Below are 26,481 nucleotides of genomic sequence, written 5' to 3' on the forward strand. Positions count from 1 at the left end.
ATGATCAGCAAGGGGGAAGAAACAAGAAAGCTGCTGCGCCTATCACTGTTGGTGGCCGGAGGAACGGTGTTACATGTAGTGGAATCGCACTTACCTGCCCTGAGTACTTTGCCTGGGGCTAAACTGGGCTTGGCTAATATCGTCACCATGCTGACCCTAATGTCTTACTCTCCGGCCGATACCTGGAAAGTGGTAGGTCTAAGAGTGTTCCTGGGCTCTCTGTTAGGAGGCACGTTTCTCACCACTACTTTTTTCTTGAGCACAGCCGGTGCTATCGGCAGCACAACTGTGATGATCCTGGCACTTTTTCTGGGCCAAGGGTCACTTAGCACTGTAGGCATAAGCATTTTGGGGGCCGTGGCCCATAACGTGGCCCAACTTCTGATGGCTGTGTTTCTTACCCGTAGTTGGGGGATCGTCTTATATTTGCCCTATTTATTACTGTTTGCTTTGCCGACCGGCTATTTTGTCGGTGTTCTGTCCCGTTTTATCTTACGCTCGGCCCCTTCTTTCTCGCCGCTGCATTTAGTTGGTAATGGTAGGAAACGACAGGACTTAACTCGTGAATGTAGAATATGTCATTGGAGCTCCCATACGCCAAAGGAGGATTGATGTTTGTGCGCAGATATCGTAGCACCGGCCTGTTGGTGGTACTTCTTTTGGCCGGCGCCTTGGTTGGAGGTGCTTTAGGTCAACTGTTCTCTGATTACCTGCCGTTCTTAGCTCTAGGTCAGACGGTGGGATTGGCGCCCACAACACTTAATCTCAGCGTAGTTGAGATCACTTTTGGTCTAAGCCTTCATTTTACTGTGGCTGGGGCCATTGGATTACTCTTGGGATATTTATTGTATAGATTGCTGTAGCTAAAAGACGGGACAAGATAACGATGAAGAAACTGATTCTGGCTTCGCAATCGCCACGACGCAAAGAATTGTTGGCTAACTTGGGAGTGTCGTTTGAAGTTATCCCGAGCCGGGAGGAAGAAGCTGGGGTTTTGGCCAGCGACCCAGGACAGTTAGTTGAAGCATTGGCTCGACGTAAAGCTGAGGCGGTAGCATCGGCACTGCCAGCCGATCAAGAACTGCTGGTTATTGGTGCCGATACCATAGTCATACTTGACGGAACCATTTTGGGCAAGCCAAAGAATGTGGGGCAGGCAGCTGTTATGTTACAGGGGCTGTCTGGGCGCTGGCATCAGGTGCTCACTGGGGTAGCTGTGTCCGATCCGGAGTCGGGCTGTACTCTTACCGCCCACGAAGTTACCGAGGTGAAATTCCGCTCCCTGACTGCCGAAGAGATTGCCGCCTATGTGGCGACAGGGGAGCCGTTGGACAAGGCCGGCGCTTACGGTATTCAAGACAAAGGCGCACTATTGGTGGAACGAATCCAGGGCTGTTATTTTAATGTAGTGGGTCTTCCGTTAGTAAAGCTGGCGGGACTCCTTGCCCGTTGTGGTGTAGACTTATTGAAAAAGGAGAGGGAAAGCGGGCATGAAGTACCACCTAACGTTAAAGGAGCTACCCCCGGATAGTCGCCCCCGGGAACGACTAATTAAGCAGGGGGCCGAAAGCCTGGCTACCGCCGAATTGCTGGCTATTATTTTACGGACTGGTTACAAAGGGCGGACAGCTATCCAGGTGGCGGAGCAATTGCTTTCAGTCGGGGGTGAAGGCGGCGCTCTGCGCTATTTGGTTACGGCTGATGTTAGTGAGTTATCTGCTGTTCCGGGTATAGGGCCGGCCAAGGCAGCCCAGATTAAGGCAGCTTTGGAGCTGGGTATACGTCTGGCCCAAGAAGATACGGGACAGTGCGATTACGTCCGTTCACCTGAAGACGCGTACTTTTTGGTGAAAAGCGATATGCAGTATTTTGATCGCGAGCACTTTCGCACCATTATGCTGAGCACGAAGAATCAGGTACTGGCACAGGAAACTGTAGCTGTAGGGAGTCTGAGCGCGGCCCTGGTTCACCCACGGGAATTGTTTAAAGGCTGCATCAGAAAAAGTGCGGCGGCAGTCATATTGGTTCATAACCACCCCAGCGGTGATCCCGAACCTAGCCCGGAGGATATTAAACTTACCGATCGTTTGTCTCAAGCTGGGGTACTGTTGGGAATCCAGGTGCTGGATCATGTCATTATCGGTGACGGTCGTTATGTTAGCCTCCGGGAACGAGGATTCATTAATCCCTCAGTCTCTAGGTAGCAGTTAAGTCGGAGAAAGGAGTCTAGAAGTAGATGGTCTTAAGCTTCATCCTCAACCAATTTTCTCGCGATATGGGCATTGATTTAGGTACGGCCAATACCTTGGTATTTGTTAAGAACCGGGGAGTTGTCCTGCAAGAGCCGTCAGTGGTGGCAATTCAACGAGACACCGGGGCAAACTTAGCTGTGGGCGAGGAAGCCAAACGCATGATTGGTCGCACTCCAGGCAATATTATCGCCATCCGTCCTATGAAGGACGGTGTGATTGCCGACTTCGACGTGACTCAAGCTATGATGCGTCATTTCATTGGCAAAGCTAACCGGGTTCGGGGATTGATAAAGCCACGGGTTATTGTGAGCATTCCTTCCGGTGTTACCGAAGTGGAAAAGCGGGCCGTTTTAGATGCCACTTTACAAGCAGGAGCACGGGAGGCGTTCCTGATCGAAGAACCTATGGCAGCAGCCATCGGAGCAGAACTACCCGTACATGAACCTACTGGCAATATGATAGTAGATATCGGCGGTGGGACTACTGAAGTGGCTGTAATTTCCCTGGGTGGCATTGTTACCTGCCGTTCTATTCGGATTGGCGGCGATGAGATGGATGAAGCCATTGTGCAGTACATTAAGCGCACTTACAATTTAATGATCGGTGAGCGGACGGCTGAAGAAGTGAAGATTAATCTAGGTTCTGCTTTTCTCACAGAAGAGTTTGAGACGGCAGAGCGGGAGATCCGAGGACGCGACTTGGTAACGGGATTGCCGAAGACAATTCGAATAACAGCGGCCGAAATACATGAAGCGCTGGCTGAACCGGTCACGGCGATTGTGGAGGCAGTAAAGGTTACCTTGGAAAAAACGCCGCCTGAGCTGGCTGCTGATATTATGGATCGGGGTATTGTTATGACCGGCGGCGGTTCCTTGTTACACGGCATTGACATGTTACTGCAGAACGAAACCGGCATGCCTGTGTATGTAGCAGAGAATGCTCTCACGTCTGTAGCTATGGGTACCGGTAGAGCCCTGGACGAAATCGATCTCCTGGGCCGGGTGCTAATTGCACCTAAACGTGGTTGAGGAAGGCGGTATTGCCATGCCTGGGCAGGCACGAAACTACAAATACCTGCTCCTGGCTGTGGCCACGGTGCTGCTCACGCTTCTTATGAGTATTGCGGCCAAGCAGGGGGGGAAAATTGATCCGGCGGAAGGGTTACTACGGGATTTGCTGGCCCCACTTCAAAAAGCTGTGTTAGCTTTGACCTACAAGGTCAACGCTTCCATCCGTTACGTGGCCGAAATTAGGCGTCTCGGGGAGGAGAACGCCTATCTTAATGCGGAGATAACCCGACTTAAAGCGCGGGAAAGCGTAGCTGTGGAAGTCTGGCATGAAAATGTTCGTCTGCGCAAACTGTTGGATTTGCCACCAGCAATGCAGGAATTCCAACTGCTGGCTGCCCGGGTAGTGGCTCGTGACCCGAGTAATTGGTATAACACTCTGGCCATTGACCAAGGAAAGCAGGCTGGAGTGGAGGCAGGCAGTTTGGTAGTGACCAATGCCGGTGTTGTTGGACGGGTAAATAAAGTCTCAGCTAATGGTGCCGAAGTGCTGCTTATTAGTGACCAGCGCAGTGCTCTTGGGGCCATGGGACAATCAAGCCGGGATGTGGGTGTCCTAAGGGGAGGCGATGAGGGGGGCTACTGCCGACTTGTTTATCTTCCGCGCACCGCTTCGGTACGAAGGGGAGATGTTGTTATTACTTCCGGCCTGGGTGGAGATTTTCCCAAAGGACTGGTTTTGGGCCACGTGGTTGAAGTGCGGGCGGAAGACTATGGGCTGGGAAAATTTGCTCGAGTGAAGCCGGCGGTAGATTTGGATCATCTGGAGGAAGTGTTAGTTATTATCGAGCCGCAGAGCTAGGGGAGAAGAAGGAAGATGGATTTTTCCGGCCGACGGTTCTTGATAGTTGCCGGAGGTATGGGCGGTATGCTGGTGCTGCAGAGCACAATGTTTTATAAGATTAAATTATTTGGAGTTAGGCCTGACCTTATTCTGGCCACAGTGGGTTCGATAGCTCTGTTGCGCGGCTGGTCTCAGGGCCTGTTTTGGGGTGCCATAGGTGGGTTGTTGGAGGATGTGGTCACGGGCAGTCTGCCGGGGAGCCATGCTGTGGCTAAGAGTATTATCGGGTTTGTTTTAGGCTTACTGGAAGGGAAGGTATTTAAGGAGAATATTTTTCTCCCGGCTATAACTCTGTTTTTGGCTAGCCTGGCAGAGGGCATTATTTTCTTTCTGGCTTCGGGGTTTTTTGGTGAAATGAGATGGAGTTTTGTGGTTGCCCTTCGTACCGTTGTGTTTCCTACCGCTGTTGTCACGGCGTTGTTTGCGCCTATTGTTTATCGTTTGTGCGAACTTCTCTACGAGCCGCCCCGCTTTGGTCAGCGTGGGCGTTCCTTATGAGGTGAGGCTTTATGAATCCTAAAGCATTAGAGCGGCGTTTGACCTGTATGTCCATTGTGGCGGTACTGATTTTTGCCGTACTTACCGGGCGGCTGGGCTATCTTCAAATTACTGAGGGCGAAAGATACGAAAAGATGGCTACCGAGAATCGAATTCGTCTGTTACCGCTGGCGGCACCGCGAGGGGATATTCTGGATCGAAACGGGAGAACATTGGTGACCAGCCGCTTAGCGCCGGTAATAAGTGTTGTTCCTATGGACATGGATGATCCGGACGCAGTCTTAGCGCGTTTAAGCGAGGTCTTAGGCTACGATGTGCGGCAAACAGTCAGTGAGAGGGTAGAACGGCTGAAGGAGCGGAAAGAATATCGGGCTTACACTCCGATACGCATTGCTACTGATGCCGATATTAATACGCTGACCAAAATTGCTGAACATCAGTCCGAACTCCCTGGGGTGATGATTGAAGAACAACCGGTGCGGGACTATTTGTTAGGTGATGTGGGGGCTCACGTATTCGGATATGTACGGGAGATTGACCGGGAAGAGCTGGAGGCCTGGCGAGATAAGGGCTATAAGATGGGTGATATCGTGGGCAAGACCGGGGTCGAACGGGTGTACGATGAGTATCTGCACGGTGAACCCGGCGGACAACAAGTGGAGGTGGACGCCGACGGGCGGCCGGTAAAGATACTCCCGGGACGACGAATGCCGGTTCCCGGTCACAGCCTTAAACTTACCTTGGATCGGGAGGTGCAAGAAGCAGCTGTCTTCGGCCTGCGAAAGGTGATGGAGGCGATCGAGAAAGAATTTCCGACCAAGGCTGCCACAGCGGTAGCGATCGATGTTCGTACCGGTGGTGTGTTAGCTTTGGCCAGCGAACCTTCGTTTGATCCTAACATATTTACTAAAGAGACAATACCGCCGGATATCTGGGCCAGCATAAGTGACCCCACCTGGCAACCACAACTGAATCGGGCTATACGCGGTGTCTATCCGCCCGGCTCCACCTTCAAGATGGTCACGGCCACAGCCGGATTGGAGACAGGAACCATTAGACCCGAGGACACTATTTTGGACCGGGGCGTATACTGGCGCGTCGAACCGAAAAAATGCTGGAAAGCCGGCGGTCACGGCGTGGTCCACCTGACTCGGGCCATAGCTGTATCTTGTAATGTTTACTTTTATGATCTGGGCTACCGTACTGGCATCGAGAACCTGAACAAGTATGCAGCCTTGTATGGTCTCGGCCAACCCACCGGCATAGATCTTTATCCGGTGGAAGCTACCGGACTATTGGCTACACCAGAATGGAAACTGGAACATTATAAGGAGTTGGGTCTTAGTCAAGCGGAACCCTGGCAACCGGGGGAGACTTTGAGCGCTGCTATCGGGCAGGGGTTTTCGGCCTTTACACCGCTTCAAATGGCTAATTACATAGCCACCATAGCTAATGGCGGCACCCGTTATCGTCCCTATTTGGCCAGCGAGATAATTGCCCCGGACGGCCAGATCGAGCGGACAGTGGAACCGCGGATTATTGAGGAACTTAATCTTGATCCGGAGACAGTAGCTGCTGTCAGAAAAGGAATGTATCTTGTAACCCAAGGGGAAGGAACGGCAGCTTACTATTTTCAAGGATTTCCAGTTTCGGTGGCTGGAAAGACAGGCACAGCTCAAAATCCTCACGGCGCAGACCACGCTTGGTTTGTAGCCTTTGCTCCTTACGAAAACCCCGAAATTGCTGTAGCTGTGTTGGTGGAAAAAGGAGGGCACGGTGGTTCGGCTGCAGCTCCGGTGGTAAAAAGGATCCTGGAAGCCTACTTTGGTTTTGCCCAGGCAGAGAATTAGGGACCGAGTGAGATCCCTTCACTCTGGTTAGGGATCATGTTAGTATTATGTCAAAAGGTGGAAAAATGCGGGGTAAATCCCCGGCATTTTTTATTGGAAAAAGCAGGATTTAGCTGGGTGGAGTTAGAATTAAATGGAATAGAACTGGGTAAAGTTTTTTAGTGGGCAAGTAGGCTTTAGGGAGAGGGTCGAACATGATCAAAGAGGAAGCCGTCTTTAAAGGCACACGGGACGGGTTGCTCATTGTCCTTGACGATGAATGTGAATTTAAACAAGTGGTGGACAATCTCAAGACCAAATTAGAAGCAGCCCGAGGTTTCTTCCAGGGGGCCCAGGTGATTATTGATCCTGGAACGAGAAAGCTTACCAACAGACAAAAGAAGTCTTTGTCTAGACTGATCAACAGTCAGGCGGGACTTGCCTTAAAGGGGTTTACCAATGATAAGTCCAATGAATTAGATCTGCTAGAAGCAGAAGCAGCCGCAGGCAATCCGATAGAAATTGAACCCCCCGGACTGCTTGCATCTGCCCTGGGCAAGGTTTCGCAACTGCCGGTAATGTTCATTGACCGCAACCTTCGCTGCGGCCAGCAGGTGAATTTTACCGGTCATGTGGTGGTAACCGGTGATGTAAATCCGGGAGCGGAAATCATTGCTGAAGGGAACATTGTAGTAATAGGGGCGCTGAGAGGCTTGGTACACGCCGGGGCTAGCGGTGATCAGGGAGCTTTCGTAGCTGCCTTTCGCTTGGAGCCGAGCCAACTTCGAATAGCAGGTGTGTTCACACGTTCCCCGGACGATGAAAGCTGCCAGTTTTCCGGGCAACCAGAAATAGCACGGCTACAAGATGGCCAGGTGGTAGTAGAAAAGAATGACACCAACCAAATGCTATCCTTGGTACAACGAAGCTAGAGAAAAGGAGGAGTGGCAATGGGGGAGGTAATTGTTGTTACATCCGGAAAGGGCGGCGTGGGCAAAACCACCACGGTAGCTAATCTGGGTACAGCCCTGGCCTTAAATGAACATCGGGTGGTTTTACTGGACGCGGATATCGGACTTCGGAACCTGGATGTGGTGATGGGGCTGGAAAACCGGATCGTGTTCGACTTGGTGGATGTAACAGCGAAAGTTTGCCGCTTGAAGCAAGCGCTGATTCGCGACAAACGCTTCAACGAACACTTATTTCTACTGCCGGCAGCGCAAACCAGGGATAAAACGGCAGTTACACCGGAACAAATGAAAAGCCTGACAGAGGAGATAAAGGCGGAGTACGATTATATACTGGTGGATAGTCCAGCCGGCATTGAACAAGGTTTCCGCAACGCCATTGCCGGTGCCGACCGTGCCATTGTGGTGACCACTCCGGAGGTTTCGGCTGTGCGTGATGCCGACCGCATTATCGGTTTGCTGGAAGCTTCCGAAATGACCGAAGTTCAACTTCTTATTAACCGTATTCGTCCTACTATGGTAAGGCGTGGCGATATGATGGACATTGATGATATTATCGATATCTTGGCTGTGGACTTAATCGGAGTAGTGCCGGAAGACGATCGTATAGTGGTGGCTACAAACCGGGGCGAGCCAACAGTCTTAGATAGCTTGTCCCGTTCCGGGCAGGCTTTTCGCAACATTGCCCGCCGCATTGCCGGGGAGCAAGTGCCGCTGATGCCGCTGGAAGTCGAAGCAGGGTTTATGGCTCGGGTAAAGCATCTGTTCGGCTTTGGAAGCTAGGGGCCGAGGAAGGAGGGTAACTATGTTTGATCTTTTGGGTAGAGTCTTTGGACGTGACGAAGCCCCCAGTAAAGAAATTGCCAAGGAGCGGCTACGGCTGGTTCTGGTACATGATCGAGCCACGGTCTCACCGCAGTTTCTGGAGACGATCAAAGAAGAAGTGATCGGTGTGATTACCGAATACATGGAGATCGACCCTGCCGGCGTAGAAGTGAGTATCCACAGCCTGGAACGTTCGGTGGCGTTGGTGGCTAGCATTCCCATTAAACGAATGAAACGGGCCATCAAAGCAGTATAAATGCCTAGACGACGCAGGGAGAAACACTTATAATTAGGGTAGAGTCAGTACTTCTCCCTGGAGGGGCATTATGTTTGATAAGCGCTTACTCAAGAATTTGGACTATGTCATTATTGCTGTGGTGGTGCTCCTTACCACCATCAGTTTTTTTGTTATTGCCAGTGCCAGCCCGGAAAACCCATCCTATTTTGTAAAACGCCAGGCGGCTCGGGTGATTGTGGGGCTGGCACTATTTGTGTTGACACTCTCTATCGACTATCATGATCTGGCTCAGTACACCAGATACCTGTACTATACTAACCTTGCCTTGCTTACAACGGTACTGGTCCTTGGTCGAGAGGCAAAAGGTGCCCAGCGTTGGTTACGAGTAGGTCCGGTGGAAATACAGCCGTCCGAGCTGGCTAAGCTAATAATCATCATTACATTGGCCGATTTGTTGTCTAAACGAGCCTCTTCTTTGCACACTGTCCGTGATTTGCTGCCAGTGTTTGTTCATGTGGGTCTACCCATGATTCTCATTTTGAAACAACCTGATTTGGGAACATCATTGGTGTTTATGGGTTTGCTTTTGGGGATGCTGTTTGTGGCCGGGATCAAGTGGCAGCACTTGGCCGGACTTTGCGGACTGGGAGGGGCTGCGACTCCAGTCTTGTTCTATCTACTGGAGGATTATCAGCGAAAACGCATACTGGCAGTGTTTAATCCCTATATTGACCCGGCAGGCAGCGGTTATCATGTAATCCAATCCATGATTGCCATCGGTTCTGGACGCACATGGGGGAAAGGGCTCTTTCGCGGCACCCAGAATCGACTTGGTTTTTTGCCGGAGCAACATACGGATTTCATCTTTTCGGTGATCGGTGAAGAGTTAGGCTTTGTACGGGCGGCTGGAATTTTGTTCCTCTATTTTATTCTTGTTTACCGTGGTATCCAAGTAGCCCTAAAAGCCAGGGATGATTTCGGCACTTTACTGGCCACCGGGGTGGTGATTATGTTCACGTTTCACATATTGGTGAACGTGGGCATGACCATGGGAATTATGCCGGTAACCGGTATCCCACTGCCGTTTATGAGTTATGGTGGCAGCTCTTATCTTACTAATATGATGGCATTGGGATTACTCCTTAATGTTCATATGCGTCGCCAAAAGATTCTGTTTTGAATGGAGGATAAGACTTGAACGAAACGGTAGCCTTGGTGCCTTGTTCCGGCTATGGTGAAAAGGAAGTTGTCGGAGCGATAAGGCAAGCGGTGGACTACCTGGGTGGTTGGGGACAATATGTTAAACCGGGACAGCGGGTTTTACTCAAGGCTAACTTACTAACCAAACGACCGCCGGAAGATGCAGTAACCACCCATCCCTTGGTCGTGAAGGCAGTGGCAGCAGAAGTAATACGGGCCGGCGGTAAGCCAGTTATATATGACAGCCCGGGCGGTCCGTTTACCACAGCCATACTGGAAGACATTTATAGAGTCTCCGGTTTGACTCAGGTGGCACGGGAAACAGGCGCGGAATTGAATTGGGATGTGGCCGGCACCCAGGTATCGGCACCGGAAGAGGCCAGAGAGCGCAGTTTTACTTTGAGTCAGGCGGTTTGTAATGCCGATGTGGTTATTAATTTACCGAAGCTAAAAAGTCATGGCCTGACACGATACACCGGAGCAGTCAAAAACTTGTACGGGTGCATACCGGGACTGCACAAAGCTGAGTATCATTTACAGTTGTCGGAGCTCCATAAGTTTGTTGGCTTCTTATTAGATTTGGCGTTGACGGTGAGGCCTGCGCTTACAATTATGGATGCAGTAGTGGGTATGGAAGGGGAAGGACCGTCGGCAGGAACACCACGTCCTTTGGGCTATTTGTTAGCCAGTCCGTCGGTTTTCGCTCTGGATGCGGTGGCCGTTACTCTGATCGGCCTTAATTTGGACGAAGTGCCATCAACCAATTTGGCTGCTAAGCGTGGGTTGTTAGCTCGTTCGGTGGATGATATTGTGGTCGGCTCGGCGTTAAGGGAGGCAATAGTCTCCGATTTTGAGGTGCCCCCGCCAGGGGGAACCAGTTTTCGCTTACTGGGTTACCGCATGCCGCCGCGATTGTTGAAGTTAGCCGGAGGCCTGTTGGGCGCGCGGCCGGTTTTTCGCGCCGAGCAATGCCGTCGGTGCGGTATTTGTATCAGAAGTTGCCCGGCCAAAGCCATAACCCTGGCCGACAGGCGGCCTACAGTGGACCTGAAAAAGTGCATCCGTTGTTTCTGCTGTCAAGAACTGTGTCCAGAGCAGGCTGTAACCATTCATCGCTCCTGGCTAAGCCGACGGTTCCTGAGATCATAAAACAAAGTGCCCTGCAGTTGGAATTTAGCCAGTACCAATCCAAAACCCCACCTCGTAGGTGGGGATTTTTGTTGGATAATTGCTTCTAATAGTTGTAATCATAGCTAAGGAGTAGTATAATTCAATTAACGATTAAGCAACTGTTTAATTATTAGATAAAGAACAAAGGGCAACGGAGGAGGTGAGGCGATGCCGGAGTCTGGGGGTCAGTCCAAACATGATAGCGCTCCCGATGACTTGCGCTCCGAGATAGAGGCGCTGAGCGGTGTCGGAGAACTGTTTAAGATTCTTTCCGACGACACGCGCAGCAAGCTACTTTTTGCTCTTGGGCGGCGTGAACTATGTGTACGAGAGATGGCCTGTCTCTTAGATTTGAGTTTACCGGCGGTTTCACACCATCTACGCATTTTGCATCATCAAAGATTAGTCAGAAAGCGCCGTGCCGGTAAAGAGGTGTTTTATTCGCTGCGCGACCGGCGAGTTATCGCGCTAATTGTGGCAGCTGTCTTGCATGCCGAGGAGCTAGGACTGTTGACTTCGCTGGAACCGGCAATGATCTAAAACGGTGGGACGAATTTGGAGGTGATAAATGGAACCGGTAAGGTAGAGTCGGGGGATGAGAGAATACTAAGGAGGTATTAACATGGCTGTATTTGACACTGTGGCTCTTAGTGCCGAACGTGCAAAGAAGGTCGCAGCCGAAATGGCTCTCGATCAAGCCCTAAAATACCTGAGCCGGGACCCGGAGCAAAACTTGCCCCGTATCCTGGATTCTGCTGAAAAGGTAGCACCTGATGAAGGGCAGAAGAAGAACATCAGGGCGCTGAGAGCCCGTGTGGTGGGCGACGAGAAGATCATGGCTCAAATTAGACGTCTGGTTAAGAATCCACGTATGTTAAGAAACTTTGTCAGTATTTGGGTAGTTAACGCCATGCTTCTTGGTGGACCACGACGCAATGTATTGATGAAGAAGCTGGGCATTCATATACCCAGTCTAATATTGGTCGACCCTACTTCCGCCTGTAACCTGCGTTGTACCGGTTGTTGGGCCGGTGAATATGAAAAGACGGATCAGCTGGAACCGGAGCTTCTGGATCGCTTGTTTACCGAGGCTAAGGAACTTGGCATCTATTGGATTGTCTTCTCCGGCGGCGAACCGTTTGCTTATCCTCATTTGCTGGATGTTGTAGCTCGCCATCCTGACATGGGCTTCATGGCCTATACAAACGGTACTCTAATTACAGACGAAGTGGCGGATAGGCTAGCTGAACTGGCCAATTTCTCGCCGGCGTTTAGTCTGGAGGGTTGGCGCGAACAGACAGATGCTCGCCGCGGCGAGGGTGTTTTTGACCAAGTGATGGCGGCCATGGATCGCCTACGTGAACGAAGTGTTTACTTTGGCACCTCGCTCACAATTACGCGAGACAATATGGAAAAAGCATATTCTGATGAATTTATGGATTTCTTGGTGGACAAAGGTGCGACTTACGCCTGGACTTTCCACTATGTACCTATTGGTCGTGATCCAGATCTTGATATGATGATTACACCGGAACAACGGGCTTGGTTAGTTAAGCGGGTGGCTGAAATTAGAATGACTAAACCAATCTTGGTGGCAGACTTCTGGAACGACGGCCACTTTACCGGCGGCTGCATTGCCGGCGGCCGGATGTATTTTCATATCAATGCTGCCGGCATGGTCGAACCTTGTGCCTTTGTACATTTTGCCACCGATAATATTCGCGACAAGAGTTTGAAGGAAATCCTGGCTTCACCGCTGTTTACCGCCTATCAGAAGCGGCAGCCTTTCAACAAAAATCATTATGCTCCCTGCCCCATCATCGACGCACCCCAAGCCTTGCGTGATATCGTTAAGGAAACAGGAGCTCAGCCTACTCATGATGGGGCTCAAGATGTGCTTTCTGGCCTGCAGGCCACCTTTCTTGACCGGCGCTCCAGTGAATGGCTAAAGGCAGCTGATGAGCTTGAAGGGCGTTATTTTAGCCAGGTGTCTGAGCAAGCCGGCAAATAGTACGTCGGCTGTGTTTGGTAATGATAATTGCCCGGGTCGCGAGGCCCGGGCAATGTAGTGTCTTTATCAAGCAGGAAAACGGCCTCCTATGGCGAAAGGACAAAGCGTAATGAGGAGGCTTGAACGAATGATTAGCCCCAGCGTTTTCATAGCCCCGGGAGCTCAGATTATAGGTCAAGTGAGTATTGGACCCATGTCAAGCATTTGGTTTGGTAGCATTGTCCGGGCTGATGTGGATACCATAACCATAGGACAAGGTTGTAATATTCAGGACAGATCTGTTATCCACGTATCCCACGGGTTTCCGGTTGTGCTGGAGGATTATGTATCGGTGGGTCATGGAGCGATTGTACACGGCTGTTATATCGAAGAGGGGGCCTTAGTAGGCATAGGAGCTATCATACTAGACGGTGCTCGTGTCGGTCGGGAAACGGTGATAGGCGCCGGTAGTTTAGTACTGGAAAACACAGTATTACCAGCGCGCAGCCTAGTGGTCGGGCATCCGGCTCGGGCAATTCGCCAGTTGTCTCAGGAAGAAATACAAATGTTCCGGAGCACAGCTTCTCGTTACACCGAGTATGCCCAGCGTTACATAAAGCAGGAGTGGAAATGAGGGAGACGTTTTGAACTTTTGGCAGAACAAGGTTGTACTGGTGACCGGTGCTTCTCGAGGTATCGGAAAGGCATTGGCCGATCGATTAGCCGAAGTGGGTGCCCGCCTGGTTTTGACTGGGCGCGACGAGACGAAGCTTCAGTGTCTGGCCGGCCGGCTGTCTGCGGCTGGAATAGAGTGCGTATATATGGCCGCTGACGTGCGAGATCAGACGGCAGTGGAGCAAGTGGTATACTATGGATTCGATCAGCTGGGGAAGATCGATGTGCTTGTTAACAATGCCGGTATTGGTCTTCGTGGACCGGTGGAGACTTTGGAGCCGGCACAGCTACTGGAGGCAGTGGCCGTGAATGTGGTGGGACCGCTGCATTTTATCCAAGCCACAGTACCTTTGTTTAGAAGACAGGGTAGCGGGTTGGTGATCAATATCGCCTCTTTGGGTGCTATTCAAGTAGCCCCAAATATCGGAGGGTATGTTGCCACCAAGGCGGCTTTGACCAAGTTGGGAGAAACACTGCAGCTAGAGCTTCAAGACAGTGGGATCAGGGTGTGTACAGCCTATCCCGGGTCTGTCCGCACCGAGTTCCGACGTCATGCGCTGGGGGATGCCTATGGGGAAAAGGAGCCGCGTTTATCCAGAATTGCACCGGAGGCAGTTGCCGAGCAAATCTTGCGGCAAACAGCCGCTGGAAGACGCCATATTTTTATTACCCCTAAGGATCGTTTTTTTGCTCATTTAGCCGGTGTAGCACCTAACTGGTCAGAATTTCTAGTGGGTCGGGCATTTCGCCGAGCCAAAGGAATATGAATCTAGAGGGAAACAAAGCAAGGGGGGGTAACTGATGCGAATAGTCCCAGTGGAAGGTAAGGATCTTCCGTTGGTAAAAAAACTATTGGAAAACGTGGGTCTTTCCTGGGCCGGGATCGAAGATCAGTTTGAGCATTTTCTCAAATTGATGTTGGATGGCGAATTGGTGGCAGTGGCCGGCCTGGAGGTCTATGATCATGTGGGCTTAATGCGGTCGGTGGCCGTAGCGCAGGAATACCGTCACTCCGGTCTAGGTCGTGGTCTGACCCGGGCGATGATTAACAAGGCGCGGTCTATGGGGCTTGAACGGCTGTATCTACTCACTGAGACAGCTTCCGATTATTTTTATCGCTTTGGTTTCCGTCCTATCGATCGCTCGGAGGTTTATGCGCCGGTGTTGGGGTCAGAACAGTTTCGCACTGTGTGCTCATCCAATGCTGTTTCTATGTACCTCAAACTGTAAGGCGCCGAGGCTGTTGGCTGAAGGACCTTGCCGGTTCGATACAGTTATTTTGGGCCTGAATGCTAGCTGTATAAAACAGTGCCAATTCCTGCTGCCAAAAGTAAAGTTAAAATAGGGTCCAGACGAAATTGGCGGATGGCAACAAAGGCTGCTATTGAGATAACCCAGCTGGAAGCAGATTGCATTGAAGACGGTAAAATGCCCCAGATGGCGGCAGCAATCAGCGCCACTACAGCCGGTCTAATGCCGGTGAATGCGGCCTGTACTGCGTCCAAGGTATTGTATTTCAAAAAGAGGCGAGTTAGGCTCAAAACTATCAAAAGTGAAGGCGTCACTACACCGGATGTGGCGGCCACGGAACCGAAGACGCCCGCCATCTTGTACCCGACAAAAGTTGCTGCATTGATAGCGATAGGCCCAGGAGTCACCTGCGAAATAGCAACCAGATCGATAAACTCGGACAAAGTAAGCCAGTTACTATTGGCGACTATTTCTTGCTGAATTAGGGGTAACATGGCATAGCCCCCACCGAAACTAAACAGACCGATTTTGAAGAAAGTCAGAAAAAGTTGCGTGTAAATCATGTGTTATCACCGTGGCCTTTGCCGTTATTATTATTTGTCTGTTCAAGTACACGGCGACTGTTGACGGCAAGACCTGCAATTGCGGCGGCAACAATTACCAGTACTGGATGCAGCCCAACAACCAACAAGAGAACTATGGCTACAATAGATAGAACGGCAGCTTGTTTACTTCTGATGGTGTTTTTACCGATATCATAGACTGCTGAGGCCATCAGGGCGACAATAGCAGGGCGCATTCCTGTCAGAGCCGCACGGACAAAACGATTGTCTTGCAGACCAAGAAAAAAAGTAGCTACAATAATAAGGATGACGAACGAAGGCAAGGTAGCTCCCAGTACTGCCGCCAATGTGCCTCTGAGACCGTTTAGCTTATAGCCGGTGATCACAGCTATGTTCACAGCGATAGGCCCGGGAGCACTTTGGGCCACAGCGATAGCGTCTATGAACTCTTCGTCTTGAAGCCAGCCTGATTTTTCCACCAGGGATTTGCGAATCAGAGGCAACATAGCGTAGCCACCGCCGAAGGTAAAAGCCCCAATAGATAAGAATGACCAAAAAAGCCCACCGGGTGTGGGTTTACTGGGTGTGGACAAGGCGGATGCAGTACTAGACTCGATGTCGCGGTCTAAAGTGTTCATAGCCACTATTACCTCACAAATCGGCTTATTGTCTACAGAATACCACAATAACACAATTTTGGCTAACTGTTGGTGTCGGTTTGTTTTTAATCATGGTTCGGAAGGAGTGGCCGCAGTTGTTGGTATTATCAACAGTGAAGTTTAGCTCTGAGCAGCAGGCTCTGGTGACAACGGAGTTTCCCACGGTGGAACTTCTGGTGGCTGAGGAGGCTAAAGTCTATGAACAGCGCTGGCCCAAATTGGAGATTCTGATTACTTTCACCGGGGATCAAATTACGTCTGATTTTCTAACCAAAGCCAAAGACTTACGGTGGGTGCAGGTTTTTTCGGCTGGTGTCGACAGGTTGCCCCTGGCCGAGTTGAAACAACGAGGCATAGCTTTGACCAATGTAAGTGGAGTTCATAAGAGATCCATGGCGGAACAGGCTTTTGCTTATATACTGGCTTTTGTCCGTTTGTTACCGCGTTTTCTGGCTGCCCAGGCAAGACATGATTGGGATCGTCCAACCGGATTCTTTGCTTTTGAACCGTTGGCGGGGAAAACGCTGGCGGTGGTAGGCACGGGCAGTATTGGACAAGAGGTAGCCCGTTTAGGTCGGGCTTTCGGCATGATAACGGTAGGGGTTAATACTAGCGGTGATTTACCTCCACACTTCGACCAAGTGTATTCCAGCGAGCAGCTTCAACAGGCTCTGAGCAAAGCTGATTTTGTCGTGCTCCTAGTGCCGCTAACCGAGGATACCAAGGGACTCATTGGAGCCGACGAGTTGGCAGCCCTAAAACCTTCGGCCTATCTGGTGAATATTGCCCGTGGAGCGGTGGTAGATGAACAAGCATTGATTGATGCTCTGAAGACACGGAAACTAGCCGGAGCCGGGCTAGATGTTTTTGCCGAAGAGCCGCTGCCGGTGGACAGCCCCTTGTGGGGTTTTCCCAATGTGATCATCACTCCGCACATCGGCGGTTGGTCGGCGGACTACAAAGACAGATGTCTGGCAGTATTTAGTGAAAACCTGCAGTGCTTTTTGGCCGGGCGGCCGTTCTTTACCCCGGTGGACTTAGATAAAGGGTACTGATGGCGCTCTGCCGGTGGCGGTATTAGCCCCGCCCAGGTCGGTACTTCTTTAAGAGCAGGCAACTGGCGGCGAGCAAGACTGACAATGCTCCCAGGACTCGGGTGGCGATGGCTACAGTGGCATTAAGGAAGAACTGCTCGGGGAACAACTTAATCAAGTTATCTGTAGCTGGATCCAGTTGCCAGAGCATATTATCAAATGATATTATGTGGAAGAAGGTGAAGGCGCGGTTAAAATCAAGCCGGACAGCCAGCAGTAAGATCAGGAAGCAAGCGATGCCGGCTCCGCTTCCCCCGGCCACGGCTGCGATTACTGTCAGCCCGGCTCGGCTTTTTCTCACTGTCCAGATCAGCCCAGTCCCAGCCGCTAACAGAAGCAAGGCCAGATTACGCCCAATCCATCCGACCCGAAACAGATGGCGGACGTCGGCCAGATGGGCAATTTCATGCTCCTGGTACAGTGGCTTAGGGCCGTTCGGGGACGGGATAAGTACTTGCGGTGACGAAATTTGGTTACGGTAGTATTCCCACAAAGCCTGGCTAAAGCGCTTATATTCCTGGGAACTGAAGCCGGTAGCCTGTTTAAGGTTAAGAATTTCGTACTGCTTCAGATAGAAGCGTTCGGAGAAGGCCACGCTTTCGGTGGCTAGCATGGTGGTCAGCAGAGGAATTGAAAGTACTATTAATAAGGCCGCCACCAAAACGGCTCTTTTTTCTTTCATTTTTACCTCCTCAATGAACAACGCCCGGTATTGGTAAGTACCGACAATCAGCGCTTGAAAGCCGGAGCAGCAACCTTCGCTAACTATAATAACATGTTGTAGCCTAGATTGGCGGTCCAACTTGAGAATTATTTTGACGGAAAAACGTGAGCACAAAAGAAGTGAGGACTAGGTACGACAAGGGATGAAACATCGTCCAGTCGGCAACAATAAAGGACGAATATTGTGTGGTGTGCTGGGGGGGAGAGACAGTGAAAGCACACACGGCAGAAGTCATTATTGTGGGTGGGGGACCATCGGGATCCATAGCGGCCGCACAGTTGGCAGATAAAGGTTTAGATGTCCTGATCCTGGAGAAGGATTACTTTCCACGCTACAAACCGTGCGCCGGGGGTGTTACGGCCCGGGCTTTGTCAGCGCTGGGGTTTTCTTTGCCAGAAACTATAGTGCAGGAAGAGTGCCATGTGTTTCGGGCTGTTATGGGAAAGAATGTGCAGGAAGCTCGATTCGGACACCCCTACGCCATTACGGTGGACCGCAGCGAATTGGATTCTTTTTTGCTCCAGCGAGCTAAGGAACTAGGCGCAGCGGTGCATACCGGTGAACAGGCGTTAGCTATACAGCCGGGGGTGAACGGCATGTTGGTCCGGACCAAAAAGGCTGTCTACAGGGCACCGCTAGTGGTAGGTGCCGACGGAATTCCCAGTATGGCAGCGAGAGTTTGCGGCCGCCAGGACCTGGGTGCCGCTGCGGCCTGCTTGTGTGCCGATGTGCCTCGTCCTTTGGCAGACGAAAGCCGCTTTCAAGGGGTGCTGGAAACTCATTGGGGGTTGTTTCGCTGGGGTTATGGCTGGGTCTTCCCAAAACGGGATCACCTGTCGGTGGGACTAGGAACGTGGGATGGCCGCCGACAAAACCTTAAAGCCTTGTGGACTGATTTTGTTAAATCCCAGGGCTTGCCCACTGCCAAACCCCAGGGGCACCTGATTCCAGTGGGCGGGAAATGGAGACCGACGGTGGCGGACGGCCTCTTGTTAGTGGGAGATGCAGCCGGCTTTGCCGATCCATTGACCGGCGAGGGACTTTATTATGCTTTCAGTTCGGCTAACATAGCAGGAGAGACCATCTGGTCCCTAAAACAGACCGGATTATCATATACAGCTAACAACTTGGCCCGCTACGAGAGGTCGTGCTGGCAGCTATTTGGCCAAGATCTGAAGCAGGCTCTACGCCTAAATAAGATCGCGCAACGTTACCCTGGACTATGGCACCAGGCCTTCAAGGCTTCTGCTAACTGGTTTTCCTGGGCGCTGCAAGTGGTCGAGGGAGAAAAGAGTTATCGCCAGATGTGCCAGTGGGTTTTACCGCGGTTACTGTTGTTATGGCTTCGAAACGAGATAATCAAATAGGCTGAGGTGATATGGGTGGGAGAGGAGCAGACTAAAAAAAGGTACATTAATTCGCTGCGAAGAGGGGAGAGAATAAAGGATTACTTTGTCGCTACCGGGGCCACATTGACTCCGTTTCGACCAGAAAGCGGCCGGAGCGGTTCCTTTCTTCGGTTTACGCTTTCCGACCGCAGTGGTTCTTTACCGGCAATCATGTGGGAGGGTGGGGAAGAAGTATTCCCTCAGCTCCAGGCCGAAAACACGGTGGTTCAACTGCAGGGAAGTGTGGGCCAATATCGCGGCGACCTCCAGCTGGTGGTGGAGCGGGTCAACCTGGTAGAAGAAAGTGTTATTGACCCTGCTTGGTTCTTACCGAGTTCACCCCAACCACACCCACTGATGGAGAAAAAGTTACAAGCAGCCATAGAACAAATCCAATCCGGGCCGCTCTCTCAGTTGCTAAACAGCATGTTTGGCGACGCGGATTTCTATCGAGCCTTTGTTCAAGCGCCGGCGGCCAAAGCAATCCACCATGCCTATCTAGGCGGACTACTGGAGCATACCCTGGAGACATTCGCTTTTGCTGAAACTATCGCTGCTCATTATCCGCGGTACATAAATCGGGATCTGCTCCTTACAGGGGCACTTCTACATGACTGCGGCAAGATTCTTGAATACAACTGGGAGGGTCTGGGGTTTTCTTTTACCGATGAAGGAAGGTTATTTGGGCACTTAGTCTTGGGGGCTAGGCTAGTAGAAGAAAGGCTGGCCCAGAATTTTGAATTCCCTCTTCCCTTAAAGCAAGAGCTGCTCCATATGATCTTAGCTCACCATGGAATCGAAGAATGGGGTTCACCGCAGCCTCCCAAGACTATCAATGCTTTTGCTCTTCACCATGCCGATTATCTTAGTTCTGAACTTAACCACTTTCAGGGGTTACTGGACCGGGCTGATAACTTGAACGAGGAGTGGACGGCAGTGGACAGAAAGTTAGGGCGTAGTGTTTTTCGGGGATTTCTAAGCCAGGATGAAGTGGCCGTGACTCAGGAAGGAGAGAATCCGTTTGGATAAGACCCTGGTCTTGCTAAAGCCTGACGCCGTGAAGCGGGGACTTTGTGGCGAAGTATTGAGACGGCTGGAACGTCAGGGCTTGAGGATATGCGGACTGAAGATGCTCCGTCTTAGCCGTGAACTGGCCGAAAAGCATTACGCCGAGCACCGTAACCGTCCTTTTTTCCGTGAGCTGGTGGAGTTTATTACCTCCGGTCCGGTGGTGGCGGCAATTATAGCTGGTGAGGATGCCATCTTTAGAGTACGTCACCTGATTGGCGACACCAGGGCTGCTGCTCCCGGCACAATTCGAGGCGATTTTGCCACCTCGCTTACGGCTAACATTGTGCATGGTTCCGATTCGCCTGAAAGCGCCGTTCGGGAGCTGGCACTCTTCTTTCCCTCCGGGTCAGATTGTGGTTGATTCCAGGGGCCCGATTAAGCCGACCCAACGGTCAAACACGGCCTTGCTTCACTTGGAAGCAGGGCCGTGTTGTTTGTGGGGGCCTATGAACGAATCTCATAAGCCTCAGTCAAGCAGCATACATTGTATTGGTAAACAGACTGATCCATAGGGGGACGGGAAATGTGGCGGCGACGAGGACTGGCAGCCGGCTGCTTGGTAACATGGCTACTGGCGACCCAGATAGTATTGGCAGTACCGTCGGCAGAGGTGAATTTATGTAAATGTGACCGCGTTCGTACACTCGGTCTTCGTTCTCCGCCTCTTCAGGGGCCTGATGTGCTGGAACTTCAAGAGCGGTTGGCTCGGTTAGGGTTTTACTCTGGCTCCAGAGACGGTGTGTATGGATCCGCTTTGGTCCAAGCAGTAAGAAAAATGCAAGGGGCACTGGGATTACCCCCAACCGGAAACGTGGATGACAGCACCTGGCAGGCACTGGCTATGTACGAAATTCGGCCGGCGGGGGCGGCAGTGCCGCCGCCCCGGGGTGAAATCAGCATTCTGGTAGATATTGATTCCCTCACTCTGGTAGTGTACAGCGATGGTGTGCCTTACAAGCTTTATCCCATCGCCATCGGTCGCCCAGAATCGCCAACCCCGGTGGGGGAATGGGTAGTGTGCGAAAAACGGGCCGGTTGGCATGGTGCCACCGGCGTCCGCTGGTTGCGCCTGTCCAATCCCTGGGGTAGCTATGGTATCCATGGTACCAATAACCCGAGCTCCATTGGGCAGATGGCCAGTGCTGGCTGTGTACGGATGTTTAACCACGACATAACCGAATTGTACGAGTGGGTTGATCTCGGGACAGTGGTGGTACTAAAGGAGCATAGGACCCTTGGTTCGCTCTACTCGGACTTTAAAGTAGGAGCAGTGGGGCAGGATGTGGTCTACTTACAGTGGCGCCTAAGACAGTTGGGATTTGATCCGGGCCGGGCTGACGGTGTGTTCGGCGACCAGACGGCCCAGATGGTAGCTGCCTGGCAGAATTACCGCGGACTGAAGGTTACCGGGAAAGTGACCGCGGACCTGCTTTATCTTCTCGGTTTACGCTAGGATGGGAGGGAGCCAGCCTGAGGAAGAACAGGGCGTGGAAAGTTGTGGCGACTGTCATTATCGCCGGGGTACTGGGCCTTTTTCTCTGGTTCTGGTGGGGCTACGAGCCTAAAGGGCAGTTGGATCCCAAAGCTCAAGTCCAACCGGACAAAAAATACACGGTTGTATTTTGGGACTTTGACCGACCGCTGCCCGGCGGTGCCAGCTACCGGGAAGAACTGGTCCGGGAAATTGAATTATTCAACCAAAAGTTCCCTAATATCACTGTAGAACTGAAGCTATTTCCCTGGACCCATGGTGAGCAAGTGGCGGCAGCCATCCGCCGTCGCCAGGAGGTGCCCCATATCCTTTCCTTGGGGCCGCTAGAGGGCCTGGATTTCGCCCGCGACTTATTACTACCGGCGAGCTATCTGCCGGAGGAAACCCGCCTGGATTTTGTACCGCTGGCCCTGAGCGGTCCAGAGTTCGAACACAAGACAGCTGTTTGGCCTCGTTTCCTGGCCCCACAGCTGTATTTGGCCAATACAGACTTGCTTCAGGCCGTTGGTGTAAACAGGTCCGGGTTGCAGGAACAAGGTATAGACTGGGCTGATATCTTGCACCTAGGGCGGGAGTTGATTCAGCTTGAAGGACAGCCGCACGCCCTGGCCGGCCTGGACTATCAAGGACTGTTAGTTGCATTGGCTCCACGTCAACCGGACTCGTTGGGCCCAGAGCAATTTAGTTGGCCTCGAAGCGCTGCTGACACGGCGGTGGCCCGCCTACGACAGCTTCAAGCTGATAATTTTTTACCCCCAAACATCGATCAAGCTGACTATGGAGGTGTGAAAGAATTTTTTACCGGGCAGGCAGCATTGCTGGCCCCGGCAGAACCTTGGTTGCTGCGGACAGTGCGTGCCAGGCAGGAACAAATCAAGCACGGCCTCTTGCCTGCCACCGACAGGGGTCTAGGCGAGGTAGCCTTGATACCGCCCAAGTTGACTCCATCAGCGGGGCTTCCGGCACGAGTGGAAGGATTGGTGGTATTTAGGTGGCGTCTGGCCGCCGACGAGATCAAGGCCGCGGTGGAGTGGGCCCAGCATCTGAGCCGATCGGGGACCTTGCCGGCCAAGCTGGACTTATTGCCGGCATATCGTCCCAGCCAGGACGCATGGTCTGCGGCTTGGGAACTTGGTAATGAGGCGGTGCTTCTTGGCGTGTGTGAGCAGGGCCAAAGACTGGCGCCATATCCTAAGACCCGATTAGAGGGAATAGACAGTTAGGGTCGAATTAAATAGAAAGAAAGAGAAAATTTGCCAGCTAAAACTACAAGGAGCGTCATTATGCCAGCCCTGATTGCTATTGCCTTGGCCTTTGCCGCGGGCATATTGGTTTCCCGTCAGCTCCCTTTCAACTTCTGGCTAATTTCAACAGCAGCCCTAGTTATTATTGGCATTTGGACCGTTGGGCAACGTAAGCGCCAGGCAGCAAGCGTTGCTATTTTGCTGCTGGCTTTTTTGGCCGGTGCTCTAAGGCTGGGTATGGCCGATCTGCGGACGGACGAGTTAGCTCCGTACACGGACAAAACAGTAGTTATAGAAGGGACTGTAGTCAGCGAAGCGGAGTCTACGTCATTGGGTTCTACTTATGTATTGGCAGTGCGCTTGGTGGGCCAGGATCAACTATACCCGGCTACAGGGCGGGTGTTGCTGCGAGATCTGAGGCTGGAAAAAGAGACATATGGCTACGGAGACTTGGTACGAGTTCGGGGTAAACTGGTACGACCCCGGGGCGCATCCAACTTCGGCCAATTTGACTACCGAGCTTATCTGGAACGACGCGGTATCTTCTACCAACTGGCTCTGTCCACCCCGGATTCGATCCAGTATATCAGCGCTGACCAGGGTCCTGCCATTTTGGGACGTATTTTTGAACTCCGGCGGCGGTTTTTTCAAGTAGCCGCTATTTTGCCTCCTGCTGAGACAGCGCTGCTTAAGGGGCTGACTTTAGGAGAACGCCAGTTGGTTTCCGCGGAAACAGTAAACTTCTTTACGGCCAGTGGAACAGTGCACTTAATGGCTGTATCCGGCGTCCATGTGGGGATGGTGGCAGCTCTAGCACTGGGATTGGCGCGGCTGCTGCACTTGCCGTTTTTTCTTCAAAGTGTGTTTGCCGGCTTGACAGTATTATTGTATACTGCTTGGACAGGCTTTGCCCCGTCGGCAGTTCGGGCCGGTATTATGTTCACGTTGGGCCTACTGGGACTTAGCACCGGTCGGCCGCGAAACTCTCTGGTTGCTTTAGCGGCGGCGGCGTTGATATTACTAACAGCAAATCCCCTGAACCTCTTTGACACCGGCTTCCAACTGTCTTTTGCCGCTGCGGCGGGTATCTTGTATTTTGGTTCGCAAACAGCTCTATCTGCTCCGGGGTGGCGGCGGCTGGGTACACCTTTAATAGCTTCGGCGGCGGCTCAGCTTTGTACTTGGCCCCTTACAGCCTACTATTTCAGCGGTGTATCTTTAGTCGGGTTCTTGGCTAGTGTAGTAGCTATTCCGGTGGCTGGTTTGGCCCTTAGCCTAGGTCTGGCCGGCCTTCTACTGGGAAGCATCTATTTGCCGGTGGGTAAGCTAATACTTGGAGCGGCCGGGGCTGCCCTGGTGGTACTTACTTTCTTGGCTCGCCTGTTTGCCTGCTGGCCGGGGGCGTTTGTCTATGTAGGCAGGCCACCGATCGCCTTCTTACTGGTCTATTACTCAGCCGTTTTTACTGCCCCGTATTTTCTTCGTTCCAACTCAGGCAGAGTTAGGCTGCGCCGGGGCTTGTTTATTGCCACCACGTTGATTTTACTGGTTGTTACTTGGTTTGGTCCGGTTCCAGAGGCATTAGTGGTAGATTTTCTTGCCGTCGGTCAGGGCGATGCCATCTTGATTCGTTCGCCTTCCGGGCAGGCGGCCCTTATCGACACCGGCCCTCGGATAAGTACCGACAAAGGTGTATGGGACGCCGGGGACAGCATTTTGCTCCCATATTTGCGGGCCCAGGGTGTCCACCGGCTGGAACTGGTGTTTTTGACCCATGGCGATACTGATCACGCCGGCGGCGCTGCGGCCATTATCAGCAGTATGCCGGTGGGGGCAGTAATTGCACCGGCCACCTTCGAGGGTACCGGAGCCGGTTTTGTTCGGGCGGAGTTAGAGCGGCGGGGAGTTCCTCTGTACACCGGTACCAGCGGTCTGAGGGTGGATTTGGGCGCCCACGTAGAGGTAATGGTGCTCAGCCCTCCGCCGGATCCGATAGTTTCTAACGATACTCAAAACGATAATTCATTGGTATTGTACCTGCGCTACGGGCAGTCCGGTTTTTTGTTCACCGGTGACGCTGGACAGCCGGCGGAACAGTACTTATTGAAGCAAGGACTTCCCGGCCCAGTAAATGTGCTCAAAGTAGCTCATCACGGAGCCGCCACCGCCACCACGGAGGAGTTTATCCAACAGCTAAGACCGGAACTGGCGGTAATTTCGGTGGGTAAGAACAATTTCGGTCATCCCAGTCCGGCTACTTTAGAGCGTCTTCTGGCTGGCGGTGCCCTTGTTCTGCGCACGGATGAAGATGGACAAGTTCGGGTTGAGAGCGATGGACAAACACTTGAGGTTTCCACTTTTGCTCAAAACAGGGGGGATAAGAAGTGAAGTGGCAGGAAGTATGGCAGCAACTGGAGCAAAAAGAGGTAGCACCGTGCTACCTTTTGACAGGAGAAGAGACATATTTGATCAGTCAGACCGTGAGCAAGATTGAGGCTGCGCTGGAGTTAGGGGAACTGCGGGATTTCAATATGGAACAGTTGGAAGCCGCCGATATCGACAGCACAACTTTGGCTGCGGCCGTGGCCCAAGCACCCTGGCTAGCCGGACGGCGCTTGGTGGTGGTCCGGGGCTTAAACCCGAGAACCGACAACCAAAAGACCGCCGGGAAAGTGGCGGCCGGATCTACTTTATGGGAGCAGCTACCGCTTATAATTGCGGCTCTTTCGCCTGCTGTTTGTTTGGTTCTTTGTGTTAACGGCAGCGTGGACAAAAGAACCAAAGTAGTCAAGGCTACCGCTAGCATGGGGAAGCTGGTGGAGTTCCCGTATCTGCGGGGACGAGAGCTTGAGCAATGGATCTTACAGCGAGGAAATGAGCTGGGTCTGAGCTGGGAAGGGGGCGCCCTTTCTTATTTGATTCAGCGTACAGGTCAGGGTCTGGCCCAACTGGAGTTGGAACTGCAAAAGTTGGCGGCCTATACCAAAGGCACCGGTCTCGTCCGGCGGCGCGAGATTGAATTATTAGTCCCAGAGTCCAGAGAAAGTCGGGTATTTGCCTTAACAGATGCCGTACTGGCCAAAAACCGCGAACAGGCGTTGTATGTATTGGAGGAACTGCTCAGACAGGGTGAGAAGCCGATAGCTTTGGTTGGCCTCTTGGCTTACCAAGTCCGGGTGGTAGGATTAGCCAAAGCAGCTCTCGAACAAGGGACAGCGAGCCGGGATGTGGCCAAAACGCTGAAAGTACATCCGTTTGTAGCTCAGAAAGCCGTGGCCCAAAGCCGACGTTTTGGCTGGGGCGAACTATATGATCTGATTCGAAAGCTGGCTGCAGCCGATCTCAAACTAAAAAGCACCGCTTTGCCGGCTCAGCTGGTACTGGAGGAAGTGATTCTATCTTAATAAGCGCGGGTTATAACAGGAAGCCCCTTCCTGAG

The 26,481-nt window shown here is 52.1% G+C and carries 29 protein-coding genes; 26 read left to right on the forward strand and 3 right to left on the reverse strand.

The window, feature by feature from the left end; translation table 11 throughout:
* The 18 genes from GX016_06645 (at position 1) to GX016_06730 (ending at position 14,786) form a co-directional block, all read left to right on the forward strand.
* Positions 1–612 (forward strand): Gx transporter family protein, encoded by a 612-nt coding sequence (locus tag GX016_06645; GenBank protein ID HHT71237.1) that lies wholly within the window; start codon positions 1–3, stop codon positions 610–612.
* A complete protein-coding gene (locus tag GX016_06650; GenBank protein ID HHT71238.1) occupies positions 612–863 on the forward strand; it encodes a DUF4321 domain-containing protein in 252 nt (83 codons plus the stop codon). Before GX016_06645 ends, GX016_06650 begins: the two co-directional genes overlap by 1 nt.
* Before the next feature lie 23 nt (positions 864–886).
* A complete protein-coding gene (locus GX016_06655) occupies positions 887–1,531 on the forward strand; it encodes a septum formation inhibitor Maf (GenBank protein HHT71239.1) in 645 nt (214 codons plus the stop codon).
* Positions 1,491–2,204 carry a DNA repair protein RadC gene (radC, locus tag GX016_06660; GenBank protein HHT71240.1) on the forward strand — a complete coding sequence of 238 codons (714 nt, stop codon included), beginning with the start codon at positions 1,491–1,493 and terminating at the stop codon, positions 2,202–2,204. Before GX016_06655 ends, radC begins: the two co-directional genes overlap by 41 nt.
* A gap of 32 nt (positions 2,205–2,236) precedes the next feature.
* A complete protein-coding gene (locus GX016_06665; protein ID HHT71241.1) occupies positions 2,237–3,280 on the forward strand; it encodes a rod shape-determining protein in 1,044 nt (347 codons plus the stop codon).
* A gap of 16 nt (positions 3,281–3,296) precedes the next feature.
* Positions 3,297–4,121 (forward strand): rod shape-determining protein MreC, encoded by an 825-nt coding sequence (gene mreC / locus GX016_06670; GenBank protein ID HHT71242.1) that lies wholly within the window; start codon positions 3,297–3,299, stop codon positions 4,119–4,121.
* 15 nt (positions 4,122–4,136) lie between these two features.
* Positions 4,137–4,661 (forward strand): rod shape-determining protein MreD, encoded by a 525-nt coding sequence (mreD, locus tag GX016_06675; protein ID HHT71243.1) that lies wholly within the window; start codon positions 4,137–4,139, stop codon positions 4,659–4,661.
* A gap of 11 nt (positions 4,662–4,672) precedes the next feature.
* Complete coding sequence (mrdA, locus tag GX016_06680) at positions 4,673–6,511, forward strand: penicillin-binding protein 2 (protein ID HHT71244.1); 1,839 nt, start codon at positions 4,673–4,675, stop codon at positions 6,509–6,511.
* A gap of 194 nt (positions 6,512–6,705) precedes the next feature.
* On the forward strand, positions 6,706–7,422 hold the full coding sequence (gene minC, locus GX016_06685; protein HHT71245.1) for a septum site-determining protein MinC: 717 nt from the start codon (positions 6,706–6,708) through the stop codon (positions 7,420–7,422).
* An 18-nt stretch (positions 7,423–7,440) separates the two neighbouring features.
* Entirely contained in the window at positions 7,441–8,241 is an 801-nt protein-coding gene (gene minD / locus GX016_06690; GenBank protein ID HHT71246.1) for a septum site-determining protein MinD, read from the forward strand.
* Between the two features lie 22 nt (positions 8,242–8,263).
* Entirely contained in the window at positions 8,264–8,539 is a 276-nt protein-coding gene (gene minE / locus GX016_06695) for a cell division topological specificity factor MinE (GenBank protein ID HHT71247.1), read from the forward strand.
* A 70-nt stretch (positions 8,540–8,609) separates the two neighbouring features.
* Positions 8,610–9,701, forward strand: coding sequence for a rod shape-determining protein RodA (gene rodA, locus GX016_06700; protein ID HHT71248.1), 1,092 nt, complete (start codon positions 8,610–8,612; stop codon positions 9,699–9,701).
* 14 nt (positions 9,702–9,715) lie between these two features.
* Positions 9,716–10,870: a DUF362 domain-containing protein gene (locus GX016_06705; protein HHT71249.1), complete on the forward strand. Its 1,155-nt coding sequence runs from the start codon at positions 9,716–9,718 to the stop codon at positions 10,868–10,870.
* Between the two features lie 189 nt (positions 10,871–11,059).
* Positions 11,060–11,431: a winged helix-turn-helix transcriptional regulator gene (locus GX016_06710; protein HHT71250.1), complete on the forward strand. Its 372-nt coding sequence runs from the start codon at positions 11,060–11,062 to the stop codon at positions 11,429–11,431.
* 82 nt (positions 11,432–11,513) lie between these two features.
* Positions 11,514–12,902, forward strand: a complete 1,389-nt coding sequence (locus GX016_06715) for a radical SAM protein (protein HHT71251.1) — start codon at positions 11,514–11,516, stop codon at positions 12,900–12,902.
* 109 nt (positions 12,903–13,011) lie between these two features.
* Positions 13,012–13,515, forward strand: coding sequence for a gamma carbonic anhydrase family protein (locus GX016_06720; GenBank protein HHT71252.1), 504 nt, complete (start codon positions 13,012–13,014; stop codon positions 13,513–13,515).
* A gap of 10 nt (positions 13,516–13,525) precedes the next feature.
* Positions 13,526–14,323 carry an SDR family NAD(P)-dependent oxidoreductase gene (locus GX016_06725; GenBank protein ID HHT71253.1) on the forward strand — a complete coding sequence of 266 codons (798 nt, stop codon included), beginning with the start codon at positions 13,526–13,528 and terminating at the stop codon, positions 14,321–14,323.
* Between the two features lie 34 nt (positions 14,324–14,357).
* Positions 14,358–14,786: a GNAT family N-acetyltransferase gene (locus GX016_06730; GenBank protein HHT71254.1), complete on the forward strand. Its 429-nt coding sequence runs from the start codon at positions 14,358–14,360 to the stop codon at positions 14,784–14,786.
* Between the two features lie 62 nt (positions 14,787–14,848).
* Here the strand turns inward: GX016_06730 and GX016_06735 are convergent, their stop codons facing one another.
* Both GX016_06735 and GX016_06740 read right to left on the reverse strand, forming a co-directional pair.
* Complete coding sequence (locus GX016_06735) at positions 14,849–15,370, reverse strand: chromate transporter (GenBank protein ID HHT71255.1); 522 nt, start codon at positions 15,368–15,370, stop codon at positions 14,849–14,851.
* A complete protein-coding gene (locus GX016_06740) occupies positions 15,367–16,008 on the reverse strand; it encodes a chromate transporter (protein ID HHT71256.1) in 642 nt (213 codons plus the stop codon). Before GX016_06740 ends, GX016_06735 begins: the two co-directional genes overlap by 4 nt.
* Positions 16,009–16,124: 116 nt before the next feature.
* On the opposite strand from GX016_06740, the gene GX016_06745 reads away from it, so the two are divergent.
* Positions 16,125–17,084, forward strand: a complete 960-nt coding sequence (locus GX016_06745; protein ID HHT71257.1) for a D-2-hydroxyacid dehydrogenase — start codon at positions 16,125–16,127, stop codon at positions 17,082–17,084.
* A gap of 22 nt (positions 17,085–17,106) precedes the next feature.
* Here the strand turns inward: GX016_06745 and GX016_06750 are convergent, their stop codons facing one another.
* Positions 17,107–17,805, reverse strand: a complete 699-nt coding sequence (locus GX016_06750; protein ID HHT71258.1) for a TIGR01906 family membrane protein — start codon at positions 17,803–17,805, stop codon at positions 17,107–17,109.
* A 251-nt stretch (positions 17,806–18,056) separates the two neighbouring features.
* On the opposite strand from GX016_06750, the gene GX016_06755 reads away from it, so the two are divergent.
* The 7 genes from GX016_06755 (at position 18,057) to holA (ending at position 26,446) form a co-directional block, all read left to right on the forward strand.
* Complete coding sequence (locus GX016_06755; protein ID HHT71259.1) at positions 18,057–19,214, forward strand: geranylgeranyl reductase family protein; 1,158 nt, start codon at positions 18,057–18,059, stop codon at positions 19,212–19,214.
* A gap of 15 nt (positions 19,215–19,229) precedes the next feature.
* Complete coding sequence (locus GX016_06760; protein ID HHT71260.1) at positions 19,230–20,264, forward strand: HD domain-containing protein; 1,035 nt, start codon at positions 19,230–19,232, stop codon at positions 20,262–20,264.
* Positions 20,257–20,667, forward strand: coding sequence for a nucleoside-diphosphate kinase (gene ndk, locus GX016_06765; GenBank protein ID HHT71261.1), 411 nt, complete (start codon positions 20,257–20,259; stop codon positions 20,665–20,667). Before GX016_06760 ends, ndk begins: the two co-directional genes overlap by 8 nt.
* Before the next feature lie 162 nt (positions 20,668–20,829).
* The gene (locus GX016_06770; protein ID HHT71262.1) at positions 20,830–21,759 is read left to right on the forward strand and encodes a L,D-transpeptidase family protein; all 930 of its coding nucleotides are present in this window, start codon (positions 20,830–20,832) and stop codon (positions 21,757–21,759) included.
* A 44-nt stretch (positions 21,760–21,803) separates the two neighbouring features.
* Positions 21,804–23,021 carry a hypothetical protein gene (locus tag GX016_06775; GenBank protein HHT71263.1) on the forward strand — a complete coding sequence of 406 codons (1,218 nt, stop codon included), beginning with the start codon at positions 21,804–21,806 and terminating at the stop codon, positions 23,019–23,021.
* A 60-nt stretch (positions 23,022–23,081) separates the two neighbouring features.
* Positions 23,082–25,430 carry a DNA internalization-related competence protein ComEC/Rec2 gene (locus GX016_06780; protein ID HHT71264.1) on the forward strand — a complete coding sequence of 783 codons (2,349 nt, stop codon included), beginning with the start codon at positions 23,082–23,084 and terminating at the stop codon, positions 25,428–25,430.
* The gene (holA, locus tag GX016_06785) at positions 25,427–26,446 is read left to right on the forward strand and encodes a DNA polymerase III subunit delta (GenBank protein ID HHT71265.1); all 1,020 of its coding nucleotides are present in this window, start codon (positions 25,427–25,429) and stop codon (positions 26,444–26,446) included. The genes GX016_06780 and holA overlap by 4 nt, the downstream gene beginning before the upstream one ends.
* Positions 26,447–26,481: the final 35 nt, after the last annotated feature.

The sequence above is a fragment of the Bacillota bacterium genome, from assembly GCA_012837285.1.
Classification (GTDB): Bacteria; Bacillota; DTU030; order DUMP01; family DUMP01; genus DUNI01.